A 20,258-nucleotide genomic window follows, 5' to 3' on the forward strand; every position below is an offset into this window, starting at 1 on the left:
GTGGCCAGCCGGAACAATGACTCGTCCTGCGGCCAGCTACCGTCATATGTGTAGGACTCTAGGCAGCTAATGTAGCCGTCCTTGACCCACAGGATCAGCCCGACGCCGTTCGGCAGCTCTGGGTGCTCCGCATGACCCTTGGGCATGTCCTCGATCTTCCAGCGTGCGTCATCTAGCAGTGGCGCGCCCGGTTTTACGGCAAGGTCCGTGTAAAGCCCAACGCCCGTGTAGTCGCGGGAAGCGCACTTGGCAGCAGCTAGCTGGGCAAGAATCACATCTCCGTGCGGGTCAGCAGTCGCTATGACTTCGATTGCTCGCCGCTCATACGCGCTGAGTTCTTCCATGGCCATCTAACTATCAATTTATCCGGCAGAACTGCTGGATAACCTGGCGCGTTGCCGGAGAACCACAGAGCCTGCCTTCGTTGGAAACGCCCTCCGGTCAAGGGTTTCGGCTGGAGCACTGTGTTCATGCACAGGTATAAATGCCTGCAAGAAGCAGCAGGCCTGCCGGAGTGTAGCCATGGCTGGTCCGGCATGTCACTTGGGTGCGGCCTCCCGGACAAGCACGGCCCCACTTCCCCTCTGCAGCCGCCGAGCAGCACAGCCATGACGAGGGATCGCGCGTAGCGCGACGGCGAGGACTGTCTGAGCACCGAGCGTAGCGAGGGCGAGTTCCGCAGCCGCTCGTCATGGCGCGCAGCGCAGGGGACCCTGCGAAGCACGGCGGCGGAAGTGGGGCGCGTTCTCTGCATACTCTCTGCCGCGCAGCAGAGAGTATGTCGCCCGCCGGGGCGAACTCCCGGCACTGCGTAACGGGTGAGCACGGGCTCCCCGGCGGGATCCGGTAGAGCACAACTTCAAAGACAACGTCGCTGGATTCCCGCCCTTCGGCAAGCTCAGGGACCGCGCGGGAATGACGGTGCGTGGCGCCTGCATGTGAATGCCCGCTTACCGTTCTGAGCGGGAATGACGGAGCTGGGGTGGTGCAGGCCTCCACCGTGTCCGCTCGGAAGACCACGCGGACATCTCGGCAAGCCAGAGTCTCGCTGCGACGCCGATGCACCGCGAGGGGCCTTGACCGGTCACACCACCCCCGACGTCCCCCCATCCACATTGACGCTCGCCCCCGTCACATAGCTCGCCGCATCCGACACCAGGAAGGCGATCACATTCGCCGCCTCACGCGCCTCGCCCACGCGTCCGAGTGGCACGTTGAGGCCGATCTTCGCGTAGTGCTCCTGCACCGTCACGCCAGCACGCGCAGCGGAACGCTCCTGCTGTCCGCTCTTGAACACGCCGACAGTCACGGTGTTAACAAGGATGTTGTCGGCGGCGTATTCCTTGGACAGCGCCTTGGTGAGTGCGATGCCCGCGGCGCGCGTCACCGACGTGGGCACCGAGCGAGCGGCCGGCTGCTTGCCGCCGATGGTGGTGATGTTGACGATGCGGCCACCGCCCTGCTTGCGCAGGTGCGGCAAGGCGGCGCGGCTGACGCGCACTGCCGCGAAGAGCTTGAGGTCCAGGTCCTGCTGCCACACTTCGTCGGTGACGTTCTCGAAGGCAGCGGCACTCGACGTGCCGGCGTTGTTCACCACGATGTCGAGGCGGCCGAAGTGCGCGACGGCTGCCTGCACAAGGCGCGTCACGTCATCCGGCTTCGTCACGTCGGCCACCACCGCCAGCACCTGTCCACCCGCGGCGCGGATCACATCCGCCACGTCGTTCAACGGCCCTTCACGCCGCGCGGCGATGACCACGCGTGCGCCTTCCGCTGCCAGCAGTTCCGCCGTCGCGCGGCCGATGCCATCGCTGCCGCCGGTGATGAGTGCCACCTTGTCGTCCAGTCCCAGATTCATGTTGCTTCCTTGTTGATGAATGTCGTGCGGTGTCTTGACTACCGTGGATTCCCATAAGCAATGCGCGCACCAGCATATGCCTGAACCCTGCGAAGCCTGATGGCAGGCCGGCACACGCGCGGCGATGCAGCCTGACATCTGAGCAGGGCGAAGCACGCCGGCCCGTTGGTGCTGATTCCTGCGCAGCACGCGCTCGTCCTGGCAAGGCCTCGTTCCACCCTGCATCACTTGCGGAGGACGATCACCGACAGCGGGCTGCATGTATGTCCGTATGACATGGAAAACCAGCAGGGCCGCGGCTTTTCCGTACATCGCGCACGTCATGGCGACACGCCCGACAGGTTGCAGGTTCCCTTGTCTCTCTCCTTGGCATGAAGGTTGCGGAATGGGTGCCACGCGTCTGCACAACGACGCAGACGCCTTCGCCACCCATATCAGGAGAACGACATGAGCATAGAAGTGATTCCCGTAGCAGGCCGCATCGGTGCAGAGATCCGTGGCGTGAGTCTCGCCCCCGATCTGGACGCGCAAACCGTCGCCGACATCCGCAAGGCGCTGCTGCAGCACAAGGTCATCTTCTTCCGCGGCCAACACCATCTGGACGACCTGAAGCAGGAATCGCTGACCACGCTGTTCGGCGGCAAGCCGGTGGCGCACCCGACCTCGCTGCCCAAGGCCGGCAGCGACAGCAAGGTGATCCTGGAACTGGACTCCAACCACGGTGGCCGTGCCGACTCCTGGCACACCGACGTGACCTTCGTGGAGGCGTACCCGCGCGCGTCCATCCTGCGGGGCGTGAAGATTCCGCCGGCCGGTGGCGACACAGTGTGGGCCAACACCGCCACTGCTTACGAGCGCCTGCCCGAGCACCTGCGCGAGCTGGCCGACAAGCTGTGGGCGGTGCACAGCAACGAGTACGACTACGCGCTGCGCCGTGGCACGCCGACCGAGGCGGAGAAGAAGCACTACGCGCAGTTCGCCTCCACGCTGTACGAGACCGAGCACCCGGTGGTGCACGTGCATCCGGAAACCGGCGAGCGCTCGCTGATCCTCGGCCACTTCGTGCGCAACTTCGTCGGCTACTCCAAGCCGGAATCCATTCAGCTGTTCAACCTGTTCCAGACCTACATCACCCGACTGGAGAACACGGTGCGCTGGCGCTGGGCCGAAGGCGACGTGGCGGTGTGGGACAACCGCGCCACGCAGCACTACGCGATCAACGACTACGGCGACCAGCACCGCATCGTGCGCCGTGTGACGGTGGATGGCGAAGTGCCGGTGAGCGTGGACGGTCGTCGCAGCGTGTCGCGCACGCAGGTGCCGAACCCCCGTCAGGCACAACAGGCTGCACAGCCGGCCGAAGCCGTCGCGGCCTGAGCCTTTCTCCGACGAACGACAACGCGAGACACGCCGGATACGCCATCCGGCGTGCCTCCCCCTCCCTCCAGAACTACCCCGAGCCCACGAGCCCATCATGAGAAAAATCGCATCGCTGTTGCTGAACCTCGCCGCCGTCGCCGCCGGCCTGACCGCCGGCGCCGTCTTCGCGCAGAACAACGCACCCAAGCTGGAAGTGAAGGAAATCCGCTACCAGGGCTGGGCCACGCAGGTGACCTTCCCGGAACTCGCCGAAGACCTCGGCTACCTGGCCCCGCTGAAACTGAACTGGGTGGGCAACACCATCAGCGGCCCGCAGGACGTGCAGTCGGTGGCCACCGGTGACATCGACATCGGCGGTGCCTTCAACGGCGCCATCCTGAAGCTGATCGCGGCCAAGGCGCCCATCAAGCCAGTGCTGGGCCACTACGGCATCGACGAGAAGAACTACCACGGCTTCTTCGTGCTGAACGACAGCCCGATCAAGAACGCCCGCGACCTCATCGGCAAGAAGGTGGGCGTCAACACGCTGGGCGCGCACATCGAGTTCACGCTGCGCGAGTACCTGTCGCGCAATGGCCTGACGCCGGCCGAGATCAAGCAGGTGACGCTGGTGGCGCTGCCGCCGGTGAACACCGAGCAGGCGCTGCGCCAGGGGCAGATCGACGTGGCCGCGCTGTTCAGCGTGCTGCGTGACAAGGCGGTGGAGCGCGGCGGCATCCGCACCCTCTTCACCGACTACGAGCTGTTCGGCAAGTTCACCGCCGGCACCTACGTGCTGAACGAGAAGTTCATCAAGGCCAACCCCAACGCGACCCGCCACCTGGTGACCGGCGTGGCCCGCGCCATCGACTGGGCGCAGACGCAACCGGTGGAAGTCGTGCGCGCCCGCTTCGAGAAGATCATCGTCGCCCGCAAGCGCAACGAAGACACCTCCAGCCTCGCGTACTGGAAGAGCACCGGCATCGCCAACAAGGGCGGCGTGGTGGATGACCGCGAGCTGCAGATCTGGATCGACTGGCTGGTCAAGGACGGTCTGCTGAAGCCGGGCCAGTTGAAGGCGAGCCAGGCCTACACCAACGCCTACAACGACTACGCGAAGAACCCGCCCGTCGCTTCGGCGAACACTTCAGCCAAGTAAGTACACGTCCAGGAGCCCGACATGAGCACCCCGACGAGCGCCATCAAGATCCGCTTCGAGCAGGTCGGCAAGCAGTTCACCGTGCGCGGCAAGCGCGGTGAGCCGGCGCAGACCTTCACCGCCCTGCAGGACATCTCGCTGGACGTGCGCGAGGGGGAATTCCTCACCCTCGTGGGGCCCAGCGGCTGCGGCAAGTCCACGCTGCTGGACCTGCTGGGTGGCCTCACCACGCCCAGCACCGGCCGCATCCTGCTGGACGGGAAACCCATCACCGGCTCCGGCCGCGACCGCGGCATCGTGTTCCAGCAGTACGCGCTGTACCCGTGGCGCACCGCCTTGCAGAACGTCGAGTTCGGCCTGGAGATCGGCGGCGAGAAGGCCAGCGTGCGACGCGAGCGTGCCGAGTACTACCTGTCGCTGGTCGGCCTGTCGGCCTTTGCGGACCGCTACCCGCACGAGCTGTCCGGCGGCATGAAGCAGCGCGTGGCCATCGCGCGCAGCCTGGCCTACGACCCGCAGGTGCTGCTGATGGACGAGCCCTTCGCCGCACTCGACGCGCAGACCCGTGAGTCCTTGCAGGAAGAGCTGCTGCACATCTGGCAGAGCACCGGCAAGACCATCATCTTCATCACCCACGGCATCGACGAGGCGGTGGTGCTGGGCCAGCGCGTGGCGGTGATGACGGCGCGCCCCGGCCGCATCAAGACGGTGGTGGAAGTACCGCCGGAACTGCATGCGGACACCGACGACGTGCGTGCCCTGCCCCTGTTCGGCGAAGTACGCCACCACATCTGGAGCCTGCTGCGTCATGAAGTGAGCCAGGCCCAGCAAGACAATGCCGGCGGCAAGCGTGCGCCGGCCAAGGAGGAGGAGTCCGCCCATGCCTAGTGCAGAACTGATTGCGGAACTGCCCGGCGCACTGGCGCCGGCCGGCAACGCACCGACCAATACGGAATCGGCCAGGGAAAGCAGCGCGACGCGACTGCTGTCGCGTGTCGCGGCCATCGCCTCCAACTGGTTCGACCGCTCCGTCGTGCTGCTGGCCATCGTCGCCATCTGGGAGATCGCACCGCGGCTTGAGCTCACCGACCCGGCCTTCCTGCCGCCGCTGTCCGAAGTGCTGCGGGCAGGCTGGGAGCTGGCGCTCAACGGGCAACTCGCCGAGCACACCGGCGCCAGCCTGCTGCGCGTCGGCGTCGGCTTCGCCATCTCGCTGCTGTATGCCATTCCCCTGGGGCTGGCGATCGGCTGGTACCCACGCGTGGCGCGCCTGCTCAACCCGCTGATCGAGATCCTGCGCAACACCGCGCCGCTGGCCCTGCTGCCGGTGTTCATCCTGCTGCTGGGTATCGGTGAGGTGTCGAAGATCTCGCTGGTGGTCTTCTCCTGCTCCTGGCCGCTGCTGCTGAACACCATCGCTGCCGTGCAACAGGTAGACCCCCTGCTGATCAAGTCGGCCCGCACCATGGGCGCAACGCCGCTGCAGCTGTTCACCAAGGTGATCCTGCCCGGCTCGGTGCCGACCATCTTCGTCGGCGTGCGGCTGGCCAGCGCGGCCGCGGTGCTGGTGCTGGTGGCTTCCGAGATGGTGGGCGCCAAGGCAGGTCTGGGCTTCCTCATCATCTACTCGCAGTACAACTTCCAGGTCGCCCAGATGTACTTCGGCATCCTCGGCATCACCGCCATCGGCCTGGTGTTCAACGCCACGCTGGTGTGGCTGGAACGCCGCCTCACCGGCTGGCGCCCCGCCACGGAAGGGAAGACAGCATGAGCGTGACGACACCCGCCACCCGTACGGCCACCAACCCGGCTGACCTCTCCGCCGTCGAACTCGCGACGCTGTATCGCCGCAAGACGCTGTCACCGGTGGAGGCCCTGCAGGCCATCCTCGCGCGCATCGAAGCCACGCAGCCGGTCTACAACGCCTACCGCTACGTCGATACCGGCGGCGCGCTGGCGCAGGCCGTGGCCTCGCAGCAGCGCTGGCTGCGCGGCACACCGCTGGGCCCGCTGGACGGAGTACCAGTGGCCTTCAAGGACCTGCTGCACGTGAAGGACTGGCCGACGCGCAAGGGCAGCCTCGCCACGCCGGACACCCCGCAGCCCGAGGACTCGCCGGCCGCCGCGCGCCTGCGCGAAGCCGGCGCCGTGCTGCTGGGCAAGACCAACACCGCGGAGTTCGGCTGGAAGGGGCTGACCGAAACCGCGCTCACCGGCATCACCCGCAACCCGTGGAACCCGGACTACACGCCCACCGGCAGCAGCGGCGGCGCGGCCGTGGCTGCCGCGCTGGGCCTCGGCCCGCTGCAGGTCGCTACCGATGGTGGCGGCTCGATCCGCGTGCCGGCTTCGGTCAGCGGCGTGTTCGGTCTGAAGCCGAGTTACGGACGCGTGCCGGGTTTTCCGCCGGCGCATAACGGCAACCTCTTCCACATCGGGCCGATCACCCGCTCGGTGGAGGATGCCGCGCTGCTGCTCAACGTCATCGGCGGTTACGACGCGCGCGACTGGACCAGCCTGCCGCAGAGCGGACGCGACTGGCGCGTCGGCCTGCAGGACGGCGTGCGCGGCCTGCGCATCGCGTGGAGCCCCACGCTCGGTTACGTGAAGCTGGCGCCGCACATCGAGTCCATCCTGCGCGAAGCGGTCAGCGTGTTCGCGCAACTCGGCGCCGTGGTGGAGGAAGTCGATCCCGGCTTCGCCGATCCGCGTCCCATCCTCGACGTGCTGGCCGCCGAGCGCGCGATCCGTCTGAAGCGCGAGATCGCCCCGGAGAAGTTCGACCAGGTCGATCCGGAGATCCGCGCCGCGGTGGAACGCGCCAGCGTCTACACGCTGTCGGACTTCGTGGCCGCCAACGAGCAGCGCCAGGAACTCGCCATCCACCTGCGCCGCTTCCACGAACGCTACGACCTGCTGCTGACGCCGGTGGTGGCCGACTCGGTGCCGAAGATCGGCGAGCGCGCCAACGCGCCCTACAACGTGCCTTTCAACCTCACCCAGCAACCCGCCGCCTCGGTGCCTGCCGGCTTCGATGCGCTGGGCCTGCCGGTCGGCCTGCACATCGTCGGTCCGCAGCATCGCGACGGCCTGGTGCTACGCGCGGCACGCGCCTTCGAATCGGCGCGGCCGACACGCTGGCCGGAGCCGCGCTGAGCCCTCATCCACCATCCACCACTTACAACGATCAGAAAAATGCGACTACACCAGATGTTCATGTCCCATCTCCTGCGCGGCGCCTGCCTGCTGCTCGGTCTCGCCGCCAGCGCGCTGCATGCTGCCGACCCCAGCGTCATCCGCATCGGTTCGCCGCAGGTCGGCGTGGGCCAGAAGTTCTTCCCCGGCGTCAATGCACTGGCCATCGCCAACGCCCACGGCTGGATCGAGGAGGAGTTCAGGAAGGACGGCATCGAGATCCAGTGGGTGTCCTTCCGCGGTGCCGGCCCGGCGGTGAACGAAGCGCTCGCCAACAAGCAGCTCGACATCGTGTCACTGGGCGACCTCGCCGCCGTCATCGGCAAGTCCGGCGGCACGGCGACGCGCCTCATCCTTGCCAACAGCCGCGGCGCCAACAGCTACATCGCCACCTCGCCGGGATCCGACATCAAGAGCGTGAAGGACCTGAAAGGCCGCAAGGTCGCGGTGCTGCTCGGCACCGCCTACCAACGCCGCTTCGAGCTGCTGCTGCGCGACGCCAACCTGACGCCGCGCGACGTGAAGCTGGTCAGCCTCGACTGGCCAACCTCGAAAGCCGCGGTGGTGTCGAAGGACATCGACGCCACCTTCGGCGGCAACGACCTGCTGCTCCTGCGCGACAAGGGCGTCGGCATCCCCGTGAGCACCAGGGGGCGCGGCGGCGACTACACCATCCAGTCCGGCATCCTCGCCAGCGAGGACTTCGCCAGCAAGCATCCGGAAGCCCTGACCCGCGTCGTCAGGCAACTGGTGCGCGCCGCCGCCTGGGCCTCGGAAGACGGCAACCGCGACAAGGCGCTGACGCTGTGGGCCAACGGCAGCGGCGTGCCGCTGGAGGTGCTGCAGTACGAGTTCGAAGGCGAGTCGGTGAAGACGCGCATCTCGCCGCTGCTCGACGAAGCCTGGGTGGAGGTCCTCAAGGGCGTCGCCGAGGACGGCCTGGAACAGAAGCTGATCCGTCGCGCGGTGGACGTGGATGCCTGGGTCGATGATCGCTTCCTGAAGGAGGCGCTGAAGCAGGCGAAGCTGGAACGCCACTGGACCGAGCTGGACCGCAACGGCAAGCCGAAGAAGTAGCTGGGGGAGCGTGCCCTGCGGGTGGCTACAGCGAGCGGCACGAAGAAGGCGAAGAGACAGTCTCGATGACAGGGAAAGTCATAGCACCGTCGTTCCCGCGAAAGCGGGAACCCAGTGACTTTCAAAATGCATCAACGACGCTGGGTTCCCGCCTTCGCGGGAACGACGGGATGTCAGATCGCGAACGAAGCGAGCGTCATCCCCGGCGCAGATCGCGAACGAAGCGAGCGTCATCCCCAGCGCCCCTTCGCAACCCCTTTACGTACCTCTGCGCCCTTCGCGGTAGTCACCCGCAAAGCCCAGATCCTCCCGCCGCAACACGATCGACAGGAATCGAATTCCACATGACCACACCCAGGCAACCCAACATCGTCTTCATCGTCGCCGACGACCTCGGCTACGCCGACCTCAGCGTCTACGGCCAGACCGACTACGAAACGCCGCACCTGGACCGCCTCGCCGCGCAGGGTGTGCGCTTCACACAGGCCTACGCCAACTCGGCCGTGTGCTCGGCGACGCGCTTCGCGCTGATGACCGGCCGCTACCAGTACCGCCTGCGTGGCGGGCTGGAAGAACCGCTGGCCAGCGCGAACAAATCCTACGGCCTGCCGCCGGAACACCCCACCCTGCCCTCGCTGTTGCGCGACGCCGGCTACACCACTGCGCTGATCGGCAAGTGGCACCTCGGCAAGCTGCCGGACTTCGGCCCGCTGAAGAGCGGCTACGACCGCTTCTTCGGCAACTACGGCGGCGCCATCGACTACTTCACGCACAAGCCGGCCGTGGGCGCGGAAGTGCCGCGCGATCTCTTCGAGGGTGAAGTTCCGGTGGAACGCATCGGCTACTACACGCAGATTCTCGCCGACGAATCTGCGCAGTACATCCGCGACGCGCAGGACGACAAGCCGTTCTTCCTGTCGCTGCATTTCACCGCGCCGCACTGGCCCTGGGTCGGACCGGAAGACGAAGCCGTCTCGCTGAGCCTCAAGGACCTGTTCCACTACGACGGCGGCAACCTGCGCACCTACGCGAAGATGGTGCGCTCGCTGGACGCAGCGGTCGGCCAGGTGCTCGCCGCGCTGGATGCACGCGGCATCGCCGACAACACCATCGTATTCTTCACCAGCGACAATGGCGGCGAACGCTTCTCGCAGACCTGGCCCTTCACCGGCCAGAAAACCGAGCTGCTGGAAGGCGGCCTGCGCGTGCCCACGCTGCTGCGCTGGCCGAAGGCACTGAAGCCGCAGGTACAGGACCAGGTGACGATCACCATGGACTGGCTGCCCACCCTGCTTGCCGCTGCCGGCACGAAACCCGACCCGGATTACCCGCCGGACGGCGACGACATCCTGCCGGTGCTGCAGGGCGAGAAGACGCCCTACCCGCGCGCGCTGTACTGGCGCTACAAGGCCAACGCCCAACGCGCCGCGCGCGACGGCAACTGGAAGTACCTCAGGATCAACGACAACGAATTCCTGTTCGACGTCGTCGATGACCAACGCGAACGCGCCAACCTGCGCGAACGCCACCCCGAGGTCTTCGAGCGTCTCCGCAAGCAATGGGCGGAATGGGACAGCGGCATGCTGCCGCTGAGCGACGAGATCTTCACCCACGGCCTGTCGCCGGACGTTCAGGCAGACCGCTATGCGCCGGAGGCAGAGAAACGGCGCCGTCCGCCGACACCGGTGAGTTGAGGAGAACGCTTGCGCGGGCTCAACCCGTCACCCGCAGCACCGCGAGGCCGTCGTAGCCCTTGCTGCCCACGGTCTGGATCGCAGTCGCCTCGACACGCGGGTCACCCGCCAGCCCGTCGAACAGCGTGCGCACGCCCTGCACGCTGGTGTCGCTGCTGTGCGCATCGATGACCGCGCCACCACGCACCACGTTATCCACCACGATGACGCTGCCCGGCCGCGTGAGCTTCAAGGATCCTTCCAGGTAGCCGCGGTTGTTTTCCTTGTCGGCATCGATGAACACGAAGTCGAAAGGGGCCACGCCTTCATCGTGCAGCGCCTGCAGGGTGCTGAGCGCGGGGCCGATGCGGATGTCCACCTTGTCCAGCAGGCCGGCGCGTTCGATGTTGCGGCGTGCAACTTCGGCATGCTGCGGGTCCAGCTCCAGCGTCACCAGGCGGCCATCTGCGGGCAACGAGCGCGCCAGCCAGATGGCGCTGTAGCCGCCCAGCGTACCGATCTCCAGGACGCGTCGCGCGCCCTGGATGCGGGCCAGCAGGTTCAGCAGCTTGCCCTGGTTGGGCGAAACGTTGATGGCGCGGATGCCGGCCGCTGCCGTGTCGGCCAGCACTGCGTCCAGCGCCGGGTCAGGCAAGGCCGTGGAGGCGACCAGGTACTCGTCCACCGCCGACCAGAGTTCCTGCGACATGCTTGTTCTCCTTGATACGCGCGGTCACGGCAGGACACCATGACCGCCACGACAGCAAGCCTACGCCAGACCGGTTGCGGAATGTCGTGGCTCAGATCGCCGCGGGGCGCCGCGCCGTCGCGAAGATCAGGTAGCGCTCCAGCTTGATGCCGTCGGCGCTGCGGAATGCCTCCAGCCGCTGGTTCACCGCGGCGACGAAGCGCGCCTGTTCGTCACCGTGGAAGCTCACCTGCGCATTGCCGAAGGAACTGCTGCGACTCCAGGCCAGCAGGTCGGCGGCATCCGGCACGTCATCGACGATGGTGCGCGTGCCGCCCTGGTAGTCGGTGAAGCCGGCTGCGGCCAGCAACGCCTGCAATTCGGCATTGCTCACCGCGCCGAGGTTGCGCCCGTCAGGTTGCTTGGCGGCGGGAATGCCGGCGTCCTGCGCGGCGTCCTTCAGCAGCTGCGCGGACTGGTGCGGCCGTTCCGCGTCTCCGCTGTTGAGGCCCAGCCGGCCGCCCGGCTTGAGCACGCGAAAGATCTCCGCCAGTGCGCGCGGCTTGTCCTCGATCCAGTGGAACACGCTGTTCAGGTACACCACGTCGAAGCTGGCATCGTCGAAACCCGACAGGTCCTCCGCGCGACCGACGCGCACGTCGAGGTTGCGCAAGCCGCGCTCGATCGCCTTGCCCTTGGCCAGCGCGACGCGGTGCGGCAGCGGGTCGACGCCGGTGACACGGCCGGCAGGGCCGACGCGTGCGGCGACGTACGACGACAGCAGCCCGGTGCCGCTGCCGATGTCCAGCACCTGCTCGCCTTCCTTGATCGCCAGATCGGCGATCAGCAGCTTTCCGTGGTTGTACTGGCGCACGCCGACGCGGTCGTAGGTGGCGGCGAGTTCCGGCGAATCGAGGTCGAAGCTCACCGGGCGTTTCTGATTGCCGGTAACGCTCCCGGTGGCACTGGCGACGGCGGTGTCGGGACTGGCGGTCTGGCTCATGGATGCTCTCCTGCATGGCGGCTGGGGGTGAGGCTGCGCTGCAATATCGGTGCCACGCACCCACCTGCATCGCGCATGGCCTTTCACCATCGCCCCTTCCACGCCATCGGGCACCGCGCGCGCATCACTCACCGCTACGCACGTCCTGATGCGCACGCAACAGCGCCGCGCCGGTCTGCGCAATCCCAAGCAGGACAAGGCACAGAAGCTAATCATTACTTCTTCGTTCGGTTCGCGCGATGCGCCGCCGAGAATGGCTCCCGACACGCCGGACTCGCGACTTGCGCCGGCGCCACACCAACAGGGAGATTCCATGAACACGTCCGCCCGCGGCTTCGCAGCCCGCGCCATCTCGTTGCTTGCAGCCAGCCTGCTCATCACCGGCAGCGCCGCCGCGCAGGAGAACACCATCCGCATCGGCTACCAGAAGTCCTCCACGCTGACGCTGATCGCCAAGGCGCGCGGCACGCTGGAGAAGTCGCTGGCCGCGCAGGGCTACAAGATCCACTGGGCGGAGTTCACCTCCGGCACGCCGCTGCTGGAAGCGGTGAATGTCGGCAGCATCGACGTGTCCGCCGACGTGGCCGACACCGTGCCGGTGTTCGCGCAGGCCGCCGGCGCCGACATCACCTACGTGGCGCTGGAAACCCCGTCGCCGGAAGCACAGGCCATCCTGGTGAAGCCGGATTCGCCGTTGAAGAGCATCGCCGACCTGAAGGGCAAGCGCATCGCCGTCACCAAGGGCGCGGGCGTGCATCTGCTGGTCACCAAGGCCCTGGAATCCGCCGGCTTGACGCTGAAGGACGTGGAACTCGCCTACCTGCAGCCGGCCGACGGCCGCGCCGCCTTCGAGCGCGGCTCGGTGGACGCCTGGGCCGTGTGGGACCCGTTCTTCTCCGAAGTGCAGAAGGCCTCCAGCGTGCGCGTGCTCGCCGACGGCAAGGGCCTCACGCCGTACCAGCGCTTCTACCTGGGCTCCAAGAGCTTCGTGACCAAGAACCCGCAAGCCGTGAAGGCCTTCTTCGACGAGATCAGCGCCACCGGCAAGTGGGCCAAGGCCAACCCCAAGGCCGCCGCCGAAGTGCTGGCCCCCGTGGTCGGCACCGACGCCGCCACCGTGGAACGCGCCAACAGCCGCCGCAGCCTGGACGTGCGCAACGTGCAACCGGCCGTGTTCGAGGAACAGCAGAAGATCGCCGACACCTTCGTCGCGCTGGCCGTGCTGCCGAAGCCGGTGGTGACGAAGAACGCGGCGGTGTGGGTGCCGGCGAAGTAAGACACGAAACACTCAAAGTCACTGGGTCCCCGCTTTCGCGGGGACGACGGTGCGGAGGCCACACCTGGCTCCGTCATTACTGTGCAGGCGTAGGTTGGGTTGAGCGCAGCGAAGCCCAACACCCGGACTCCCATACGACGCAGGCCGCTGTCGGGCTTGCTTCGGCAACGCTCGGCACAAGTCGCGTTGCTCAACTCACCTGCGAAGGTGCTCGGACGCGGCGAGGCAAGAAAGTCACTGGGTCCCTGCCTTCGCAGGGACGACGGTGTCCGGATCGATTCAGGGCCCCGTCATTCCTGCGAAGGCAGGAATCCAGCGACGTTGAACTCGCGTTGAACCTCGAACGGTAGCCAAACCACCGCATCACCATGTCGCAAACCACCGCAAAGCTCCCCACGAAAACCCCGCAGCAAGTCCGCGAAGCCCTGTTGGCGCGCCACGAGATCGCGTTGCTGGACGTGCGTGAGGAGCATGTGCATGCCCAGGCGCACCCGCTGTTCGCCGCGCACTTCAACTACGCGCGCATCGAGCTGGATGCCTGGACGCGGCTGCCGCGACGTGACGTGCCAATCGTTGTGATGGATGACGGGGACGGTGGAGACGGCGTCGAAGGACTCGCCGAGGCGGCCGCGCGCCGCCTGATCGCACTCGGCTACACCGACGTCGCGCTGCTGGAAGGCGGACTCGCCGGCTGGCGCGATGCGGGCGGCGAGCTGTTCCGCGACGTGAACGTCCCCAGCAAATCCTTCGGCGAGCTGGTTGAAGAACGTCGCCACACACCCTCTCTGGCCGCGGAAGAAGTCCAGGCCCTGATCGACGCGAAGGCCGACGTGGTGATCGTCGATGCACGCCGCTACGACGAGTACCAGACCATGAGCATTCCCGGCGGCGTCAGCGTGCCGGGTGCGGAGCTGGTGCTGCGCATCCGTGAACTCGCGCCGCGGCCGGAAACGCGCGTCATCGTCAATTGCGCCGGCCGCACACGCAGCATCATCGGCACGCAGTCCTTGGTGAATGCAGGCATCCCCAACCAGGTGGCGGCGCTGCGCAACGGCACCATCGGCTGGCTGCTGGCCGGCCAGAAGCTGGAACACGGCCAGCGCCGCAGCTTCCGCGACGGGCATCGATCACACCCGGAACACGACCCACAGGTGCAGGCCCAGGCCGCACGCGATGCGCGCAGCGTCGCCGACCGCGCCGGCGTGCGCCGGACCGACCCCGCCACGCTGGCCATCTGGCAGGCGCAGCGTGGCCGCACGCTGTATCTCTTCGATGTGCGCGGCCCGGACGAATACCGCCACGCCCACCTGCCCGGCAGCGTGTCCGCCCCCGGCGGACAACTGGTGCAGGAGACCGAGATGTTCGCGCCGGTACGCGGCGCCCGCATCGTGCTGGTGGACAGCGACGGCGCGCGCGCCAACATGACCGCGTCCTGGCTGGCGCAGATGGACTGGGAGGTCTACGTGCTGGACGGTGCCAGCAGCGCGCATTTCAGCGAACGTGGCGAGCGCGTGCTGCCGCGCCCCGCACCGCCCGCCATCACCACCGTGCCGCCCGCCACGCTGGCGGACTGGCTGGCCTCGCCGGACGCACCGCCAGTACTGGACTTCGCGCCCAGCCGTGACTACGTGGCCCAGCACGTTCCCGGCGCGCACTTCGTGCTGCGCTCGCAACTCAGGCAGGCACTCGCGCAGATTGTCGCCGCGCACGGCGGCGGCCCGATACGCCGCATCGTGCTGACCAGCCCCGACGACCTGATGGCGCGCTACGCGGCGGCGGAGCTGCAGACGCTCATCGAAGCGGCAGGCCACACGCAACTGAGCGATACGCAACTGTTCATCCTCGGCGGCGGCACGCAGGCCTGGGTGGCCGCAAAACTGCCGCTGGAGCATGGCGAGACGCGTCTCGCCTCGCCACGCATCGACCGCTACCGCCGCCCTTACGAAGGCACCGACGCGCCACGTGAAGCCATGCAGGGCTACCTCGACTGGGAGTTCGGCCTCGTCGAGCAACTGGGCCGCGACGGCACGCACCACTTCCGCGTGCTGTAGCGCGACCGTCCAGAAAGCAAGCATGTCCACCACGCCGCAAACCGGATTCGACAACGACCGCCTGGTCCACTGGCTGCTCGACAGCCTGGACCTGCAGACCACCGTCTTCCACGTCGGCCAGTACTGCGGCCGCTGGCGTGCCTCCACCGCCGGCCGCGAACTCGCGAGTTACCACCTGGTGCTGCGCGGCGACTGCTGGCTGCATCGCCCCGGTGAAGCGCCGCTACGCCTGCAGGCCGGTGATGGCGTGTTCCTGCTGCGCGACCTGCCGCACTTCCTTAGCGGCGATCCTTTGCCGCCGGCCGCGGGCACGACAGCCGTCATGCAGCCCTTGTCGGCCACCGCGGACGGCAGCACCGGGCTGGCCTGCGGCTTCTTCCATTTCCGCGGCGCGCTCAGCGCGCTGATGATGGGCTCCTTCCCCGACTGCCTGGTGATCCGCCGCGACGACCCGGCGCTGGCCGCCACGCATGCGCTCTTCGAACTGATGCTGGCCGAGGCCGGTGGCGACCCGGACCATCCTTCGCCGCTGGTCGCGCGCCTCACCGAGCTGCTGTTCTTCTACGTGATCCGCGAAGCGGCGCGACAGGACGAAGTGGCCAGCGGCCTGTGGGCCATCTCGCGGCGTGGCGAGTTCGCGCCCCTGCTCGACCAGTTGCTACGCGAGCCCGGCCGCGACTGGTCGGTGGAGGACATGGCGCAACTGGCGCACATGTCGCGCGCCAGCTTCTTCAAGCACTTCGTGGAAGCCTGCGGCCAGCCGCCTGCACAGTTCCTGCTGCAACTACGCATGAAGATCGCGGCACAGCGGCTCAATCGCGGTGACACCATCACGCGCGCCGCGGAGCACGTCGGCTACCAGTCCTACGCCGCCTTCTCGCGCGCCTTCAAGAAAGTCATCGGCCAGCAACCGGGGGCCTACCGGCGCGCCAACGCGCACTGAACCGGGCCGATTGACGGCACACGTCGGCAGACGAGACGCGCGAGCACAAAACTGCGACGCCGGTGCGTAGAACGCCACACGCGTGCTGCCGACAATGAGCGCTCACCCGAACACCGGACCGGACACGCATCCCGTCCACGCAGACACCGAGACCACCATGTCACGCCTGACCGTCCACACCCTCGACAGCGCCCCCGCCGACAGCCGCCCCTTCGTGGAGCGCGCCATCGCCAGCAACGGCTTCCTGCCCAACCTCATCGGCGTGCTGGCCGGTGCGCCGCTGGCGCTGGAGACCTACCTCACCGTGTCCGGCATCAACGCGCGCGCCAGCCTGTCGCTGGCCGAGCGCGAGGTGGTGCAGATCACCGCCGCCACCATCCACGGTTGCGAGTTCTGCGTCGCCGGCCACAGCGCCATCGCGCTGAAGAAGGCCGGCTTCGACAAGGCCGGCGTCATCGCCCTGCAACGCGGCGAGCCGCTGGGCGACCCGAAGCTGGATGCAGTCGCCGCCTTCGCGCGTGCCGTCATCGCCCATCGCGGCGCGGTGCCGGACGCCGCCTTGCGTGAATTCGAAGGTGCCGGCTACGGCGAACAGCAGGCGCTGGAAGTCGTGCTGGGCATCAGCCTCGCCACGCTGTGCAATTTCGCCAACAGCCTCGCGCAGAACAGCGTGAATCCCGAGCTGGACGCCTACCGTCCCGCCGTGCTGCAGGCCTGACGATGACGTCGCCCTCGCACGCTGCACTGCACGGCTGGCTGGCGCAGAACGCCGATTCGCTGGACCAGTCCGCCACCCACGCCGCGCAGGTCGTGCCGGCCCTGGCCGCGGCTGGTGTGCTGCGCGCCGGCGTGCCGGTCACGCTGGGCGGTGACGGTGGCGACGTGCGCGACGGCGTGGAAGCCATCGCCGCTGTGGCAGAACATTCGCTGTCGGCCGCCTTCGTGTTCTGGGGCCAGCGCGCCTTCATCGAATACCTGCTGCAGAGTCCCAACACCGCGTTGCGCGAGCGTCATCTCGCCGCCGTGCTGAGCGGCGAATGTGCCGGTGCCACCGGCCTGTCCAACGCGATGAAATTCCTGTCCGGCATCGAATCGCTGCAGATCGACGCCCGGCCGCGCGACGATGGCTGGACGCTGGATGGCCGCATCCCCTGGGCCACCAACCTGCGCAAGGCGGGCTTCGTGGTCGCGGCCGCCGTGTCGCGCGCCGACGGCCAGCCGCCCTTCATCGTCGCCCTGCCGCACGACCGCGCCGGCACCACCCGCAGCGCGGACCTGGACCTCATCGCCCTGCGCGGCAGCAACACCGCCGCGCTGACGCTGGAAACGGTGCACATCGACGCCCAGGACCTGATCCACGCCGACGCGCGCGCGTTCCTGCCGCGCGTGCGCCCCGCCTTCCTCGGCCTGCAATGTGGCCTGTCCATCGGCCTCGCACGCAGCGCGCTGGCGGTCGCCGACCAACTGGGCGGGACTGCACGGCCTGTGCTGCAGGAACCGTTGCACGCCGCACGCCGGCAACTGCGCGTACTGACCGACGCGCTGCTGGAAGGCCTCACCGACGAGCGCTTCGTCGCCCACCCCGCCAGCCTGTTCCAGATCCGCATCGGCCTCGCCGAGGTGGTGCAGCAGGCGGTCAGCCTGGAGCTGCAGGCCAGCGGCGGACGCGCCTATCACCGCGACCAGCCGCTGCACTTCGCGCGACGCTGGCGCGAGTCCGCCTTCATTCCCATCGTGACGCCCAGCCTCACGCAGTTGCAGGGCGAACTGCAGAAACACGCGGCGCGCGCTGCCGCGCCTGCAGCAGCGACATGAACGTCGGCACGCCCTCCGCCTTCCTGTCGCCCGCGCCGGCCGGCTCCGCCCTGCAGGCGCAGGGGCTGCGTTTCGGCTACGGCAAGCAGGGCGCAATCTTCGATGCGGTGTCGCTACAGGTGCGCCCGCGCGAGATCGTCGCGTTACTGGGCGGCAGCGGTTGCGGAAAGTCCACGCTGCTGCGCGTGCTGGCCGGCCTGGAGCAGCCCGCCGCCGGTGAAGTGCGCTTCCTCGGCGAGCCGCTGCGCAGCCCGCATCCACGCGCGGCGCTGGTGTTCCAGCAGGCCAGCCTGCTGCCCTGGCTGGACGTGCGCGGCAACGTGCGCTTCGGCCTGGATTTCGCGCACCAGCCGAAAGCCGGACGCAAGGCGCTGGACGCACGCGTCGCGCAGGCCATCGAAGCCGTGGGACTTGCCGGCCGCGAACACGCCTTCCCGGCACAACTCTCCGGCGGCATGGCGCAGCGCGTCGCCTTGGCCCGCGCGCTGGCCCGCGAGCCCGCATTGCTCTTCGCCGACGAGCCCTTCAGCGCGCTGGACGCGATCACCCGCGCGGAAATGCAGAACCTGCTGGTCGAACTGGTGCATCGCTGGCACGCCGCCACGCTGCTGGTGACGCACGACATCGACGAAGCCGTGCTGGTCGCCGACCGCATCCTGCTGATGGGCCGTGGCGCGCAGGACCAGCCCGCCGGCATCGTGCGCGAATGGACGGTGGATATCCCGCGCCCGCGCGACGCCCACCCGGCCGCCACCACCGCCTTGCGCCTGGACATCCTCGCCGCGTTGCGCAGCCTGCGCCACGCACCGGACGACATCGCGCTGCCCGCCAGCGCCTCGTAATCACTGCCTCGCAGTCACTTCACCGATCCACGCACGGAGCAACGGAGCCCCGCCACCATGTCCCACGATTCCAGCAACGCCCGCGACGCGCAAACGCCGCACATCTGCGCTTCCACCGACTGCGATTGCGGCTTCACCCGCCGCGACTTCCTGCGCCTGTCCGCACTCACCACCGCAGCCGTCGCATCGCCGCTGCTGCTGGCCGGCGAGGCCCGCGCGCAGTCCTTCAAGGGTGACGACCAGCCGGTGAAGATCGGCTACCTGCCGATCACCGATGCCACGCCGCTGCTGGTCGCGCATGCGCGCAAGCTGTACGAGGCCGAGGGGCTGAAGACCGAAGCGCCGCGCCTGTTCCGCAGCTGGGCGCAGATCGTCGAGGCCTTCGTGTCAGGCCAGGTGAACGTCGTGCACCTGTTGTCGCCGGCCACGCTGTGGGTACGCTACGGCACCAGGTTCCCGGCCAAGGTCGTGGCCTGGAACCACGTCAATGGCTCGGCCATCACCGTGCTGCCCACCATCGACAAGGTGAGCGACCTGGGCGGCAAGGTCTTCGCCGTGCCGTTCTGGTACTCGGTGCACAACATCCTGCTGCAGCAACTGCTGCGCGCCAACGGCCTGGAGCCGGTGACGCGTCCGCGCGACGCGGCGCTGAAGCCGAACGAGGTGAACCTCATCGTGCTGGCGCCGGCCGAGATGGTGTCCGCGCTGGCGTCGAAGTCCATCGCCGGCTACATCGTCGCCGACCCCTTCAACGCACTGGCCGAGCTCAACGGCGTCGGCAAGATCCTGCGCTTCTCCGGCGACCTGTGGCAGAACCACGCCTGCTGCGTCACCTTCCTGTCGGAGCGCGACACCACCGAACGGCCGGAATGGTCGCAGCGCGTCACCAATGCCATCGTCAAGGCGCAGCACTGGACGCGCAGCAACCAGTTGCAGAGCGCGCAACTGCTCTCCGCGACAGGCGCCGGCCGCTACACGCCGCACTCCACGCAGGCCCTGTCCAAGGTGCTGGCCGCGACCGACTACGCCAGCTACGAAGCCAGCGGCGTCGTGAAGCACAAGGGCTGGTACCAGCGCCGCATCGACTTCCAGCCCTACCCGTTCCCGTCCTACACGGAGGAACTCGTGCGTGCGATCCGCGAAACGAAGGTGGAAGGCGACAACAAGTTCCTGGAGACGCTGGACCCGAAGTTCGCCGCGCGCGACCTGGTGGACGACAGCTTCGTGCGCAAGGCCATCGACGCCGTGGGCGGACCTTCCGCCTTCGGCCTGCCGGCCAACCTGCAACGCAAGGAAGTGCGCGTCGTCTGACGCCGCCG

General features: G+C 67.8%; 18 protein-coding genes. 14 read left to right on the top strand and 4 right to left on the bottom strand.

Annotated elements, in window-relative coordinates:
• Together VVD47_RS06005 and VVD47_RS06010 are read right to left on the bottom strand one after the other, a co-directional pair.
• The coding region (locus tag VVD47_RS06005; RefSeq protein ID WP_327602489.1) for a hypothetical protein at positions 1–350 on the bottom strand (350 nt) is incomplete at its 3' end.
• A gap of 734 nt (positions 351–1,084) precedes the next feature.
• On the bottom strand, positions 1,085–1,858 hold the full coding sequence (locus VVD47_RS06010) for an SDR family NAD(P)-dependent oxidoreductase (protein ID WP_327602490.1): 774 nt from the start codon (positions 1,856–1,858) through the stop codon (positions 1,085–1,087).
• 447 nt (positions 1,859–2,305) lie between these two features.
• On the opposite strand from VVD47_RS06010, the gene VVD47_RS06015 reads away from it, so the two are divergent.
• The 7 genes from VVD47_RS06015 to VVD47_RS06045 all read left to right on the top strand — a co-directional run bounded on the left by VVD47_RS06015 (position 2,306) and on the right by VVD47_RS06045 (position 10,342).
• Positions 2,306–3,235, top strand: coding sequence for a TauD/TfdA dioxygenase family protein (locus VVD47_RS06015; RefSeq protein WP_327602491.1), 930 nt, complete (start codon positions 2,306–2,308; stop codon positions 3,233–3,235).
• A 97-nt stretch (positions 3,236–3,332) separates the two neighbouring features.
• Positions 3,333–4,376, top strand: coding sequence for an ABC transporter substrate-binding protein (locus tag VVD47_RS06020; RefSeq protein WP_327602492.1), 1,044 nt, complete (start codon positions 3,333–3,335; stop codon positions 4,374–4,376).
• Positions 4,377–4,397: 21 nt separating this feature from the next.
• Positions 4,398–5,264, top strand: a complete 867-nt coding sequence (locus tag VVD47_RS06025; protein WP_327602493.1) for an ABC transporter ATP-binding protein — start codon at positions 4,398–4,400, stop codon at positions 5,262–5,264.
• On the top strand, positions 5,257–6,147 hold the full coding sequence (locus VVD47_RS06030; RefSeq protein WP_327602494.1) for an ABC transporter permease: 891 nt from the start codon (positions 5,257–5,259) through the stop codon (positions 6,145–6,147). Before VVD47_RS06025 ends, VVD47_RS06030 begins: the two co-directional genes overlap by 8 nt.
• On the top strand, positions 6,144–7,532 hold the full coding sequence (locus tag VVD47_RS06035; RefSeq protein ID WP_327602495.1) for an amidase: 1,389 nt from the start codon (positions 6,144–6,146) through the stop codon (positions 7,530–7,532). The genes VVD47_RS06030 and VVD47_RS06035 overlap by 4 nt, the downstream gene beginning before the upstream one ends.
• A gap of 60 nt (positions 7,533–7,592) precedes the next feature.
• The gene (locus VVD47_RS06040; protein ID WP_327602496.1) at positions 7,593–8,648 is read left to right on the top strand and encodes an ABC transporter substrate-binding protein; all 1,056 of its coding nucleotides are present in this window, start codon (positions 7,593–7,595) and stop codon (positions 8,646–8,648) included.
• A gap of 344 nt (positions 8,649–8,992) precedes the next feature.
• Positions 8,993–10,342 carry a sulfatase family protein gene (locus tag VVD47_RS06045; protein ID WP_327602497.1) on the top strand — a complete coding sequence of 450 codons (1,350 nt, stop codon included), beginning with the start codon at positions 8,993–8,995 and terminating at the stop codon, positions 10,340–10,342.
• Between the two features lie 19 nt (positions 10,343–10,361).
• Here VVD47_RS06045 and VVD47_RS06050 read toward each other — a convergent pair whose 3' ends face one another.
• Together VVD47_RS06050 and VVD47_RS06055 are read right to left on the bottom strand one after the other, a co-directional pair.
• On the bottom strand, positions 10,362–11,030 hold the full coding sequence (locus tag VVD47_RS06050) for an O-methyltransferase (RefSeq protein ID WP_327602498.1): 669 nt from the start codon (positions 11,028–11,030) through the stop codon (positions 10,362–10,364).
• A gap of 91 nt (positions 11,031–11,121) precedes the next feature.
• A complete protein-coding gene (locus VVD47_RS06055; RefSeq protein WP_327602499.1) occupies positions 11,122–12,012 on the bottom strand; it encodes a class I SAM-dependent methyltransferase in 891 nt (296 codons plus the stop codon).
• 313 nt (positions 12,013–12,325) lie between these two features.
• Between VVD47_RS06055 and VVD47_RS06060 the strand changes: the two genes are divergently transcribed.
• The 7 genes from VVD47_RS06060 (at position 12,326) to VVD47_RS06090 (ending at position 20,250) form a co-directional block, all read left to right on the top strand.
• Complete coding sequence (locus VVD47_RS06060; RefSeq protein WP_327602500.1) at positions 12,326–13,288, top strand: aliphatic sulfonate ABC transporter substrate-binding protein; 963 nt, start codon at positions 12,326–12,328, stop codon at positions 13,286–13,288.
• A 368-nt stretch (positions 13,289–13,656) separates the two neighbouring features.
• On the top strand, positions 13,657–15,339 hold the full coding sequence (locus tag VVD47_RS06065; RefSeq protein WP_327602501.1) for a rhodanese homology domain-containing protein: 1,683 nt from the start codon (positions 13,657–13,659) through the stop codon (positions 15,337–15,339).
• A 22-nt stretch (positions 15,340–15,361) separates the two neighbouring features.
• Positions 15,362–16,282, top strand: a complete 921-nt coding sequence (locus VVD47_RS06070; RefSeq protein ID WP_327602502.1) for an AraC family transcriptional regulator — start codon at positions 15,362–15,364, stop codon at positions 16,280–16,282.
• Between the two features lie 157 nt (positions 16,283–16,439).
• The gene (locus tag VVD47_RS06075; protein WP_327602503.1) at positions 16,440–17,000 is read left to right on the top strand and encodes a carboxymuconolactone decarboxylase family protein; all 561 of its coding nucleotides are present in this window, start codon (positions 16,440–16,442) and stop codon (positions 16,998–17,000) included.
• A gap of 2 nt (positions 17,001–17,002) precedes the next feature.
• Positions 17,003–18,097 carry an acyl-CoA dehydrogenase family protein gene (locus VVD47_RS06080; RefSeq protein WP_327602504.1) on the top strand — a complete coding sequence of 365 codons (1,095 nt, stop codon included), beginning with the start codon at positions 17,003–17,005 and terminating at the stop codon, positions 18,095–18,097.
• Complete coding sequence (locus tag VVD47_RS06085; RefSeq protein WP_327602505.1) at positions 18,094–18,939, top strand: ABC transporter ATP-binding protein; 846 nt, start codon at positions 18,094–18,096, stop codon at positions 18,937–18,939. The genes VVD47_RS06080 and VVD47_RS06085 overlap by 4 nt, the downstream gene beginning before the upstream one ends.
• Positions 18,940–18,996: 57 nt before the next feature.
• Positions 18,997–20,250, top strand: a complete 1,254-nt coding sequence (locus VVD47_RS06090) for an ABC transporter substrate-binding protein (protein WP_327602506.1) — start codon at positions 18,997–18,999, stop codon at positions 20,248–20,250.
• Positions 20,251–20,258 lie beyond the last annotated feature (8 nt).

Origin of the sequence: Uliginosibacterium sp. H1 (assembly GCF_036017065.1) — a bacterium.
GTDB lineage: Bacteria > Pseudomonadota > Gammaproteobacteria > Burkholderiales > Rhodocyclaceae > Uliginosibacterium.

Coding starts and splice junctions, on each gene's coding strand:
- VVD47_RS06060 (WP_327602500.1), top strand. CDS start 12,326: ATGAACACGTCCGCCCGCGGCTTCGCAGCCCGCGCCATCTCGTTGCTT.
- VVD47_RS06080 (WP_327602504.1), top strand. CDS start 17,003: ATGACGTCGCCCTCGCACGCTGCACTGCACGGCTGGCTGGCGCAGAAC.
- VVD47_RS06010 (WP_327602490.1), bottom strand. CDS start 1,858: ATGAATCTGGGACTGGACGACAAGGTGGCACTCATCACCGGCGGCAGC.
- VVD47_RS06015 (WP_327602491.1), top strand. CDS start 2,306: ATGAGCATAGAAGTGATTCCCGTAGCAGGCCGCATCGGTGCAGAGATC.
- VVD47_RS06085 (WP_327602505.1), top strand. CDS start 18,094: ATGAACGTCGGCACGCCCTCCGCCTTCCTGTCGCCCGCGCCGGCCGGC.
- VVD47_RS06075 (WP_327602503.1), top strand. CDS start 16,440: ATGTCACGCCTGACCGTCCACACCCTCGACAGCGCCCCCGCCGACAGC.
- VVD47_RS06090 (WP_327602506.1), top strand. CDS start 18,997: ATGTCCCACGATTCCAGCAACGCCCGCGACGCGCAAACGCCGCACATC.
- VVD47_RS06020 (WP_327602492.1), top strand. CDS start 3,333: ATGAGAAAAATCGCATCGCTGTTGCTGAACCTCGCCGCCGTCGCCGCC.
- VVD47_RS06065 (WP_327602501.1), top strand. CDS start 13,657: ATGTCGCAAACCACCGCAAAGCTCCCCACGAAAACCCCGCAGCAAGTC.
- VVD47_RS06055 (WP_327602499.1), bottom strand. CDS start 12,012: ATGAGCCAGACCGCCAGTCCCGACACCGCCGTCGCCAGTGCCACCGGG.
- VVD47_RS06045 (WP_327602497.1), top strand. CDS start 8,993: ATGACCACACCCAGGCAACCCAACATCGTCTTCATCGTCGCCGACGAC.
- VVD47_RS06040 (WP_327602496.1), top strand. CDS start 7,593: ATGTCCCATCTCCTGCGCGGCGCCTGCCTGCTGCTCGGTCTCGCCGCC.
- VVD47_RS06030 (WP_327602494.1), top strand. CDS start 5,257: ATGCCTAGTGCAGAACTGATTGCGGAACTGCCCGGCGCACTGGCGCCG.
- VVD47_RS06070 (WP_327602502.1), top strand. CDS start 15,362: ATGTCCACCACGCCGCAAACCGGATTCGACAACGACCGCCTGGTCCAC.
- VVD47_RS06035 (WP_327602495.1), top strand. CDS start 6,144: ATGAGCGTGACGACACCCGCCACCCGTACGGCCACCAACCCGGCTGAC.
- VVD47_RS06025 (WP_327602493.1), top strand. CDS start 4,398: ATGAGCACCCCGACGAGCGCCATCAAGATCCGCTTCGAGCAGGTCGGC.
- VVD47_RS06050 (WP_327602498.1), bottom strand. CDS start 11,030: ATGTCGCAGGAACTCTGGTCGGCGGTGGACGAGTACCTGGTCGCCTCC.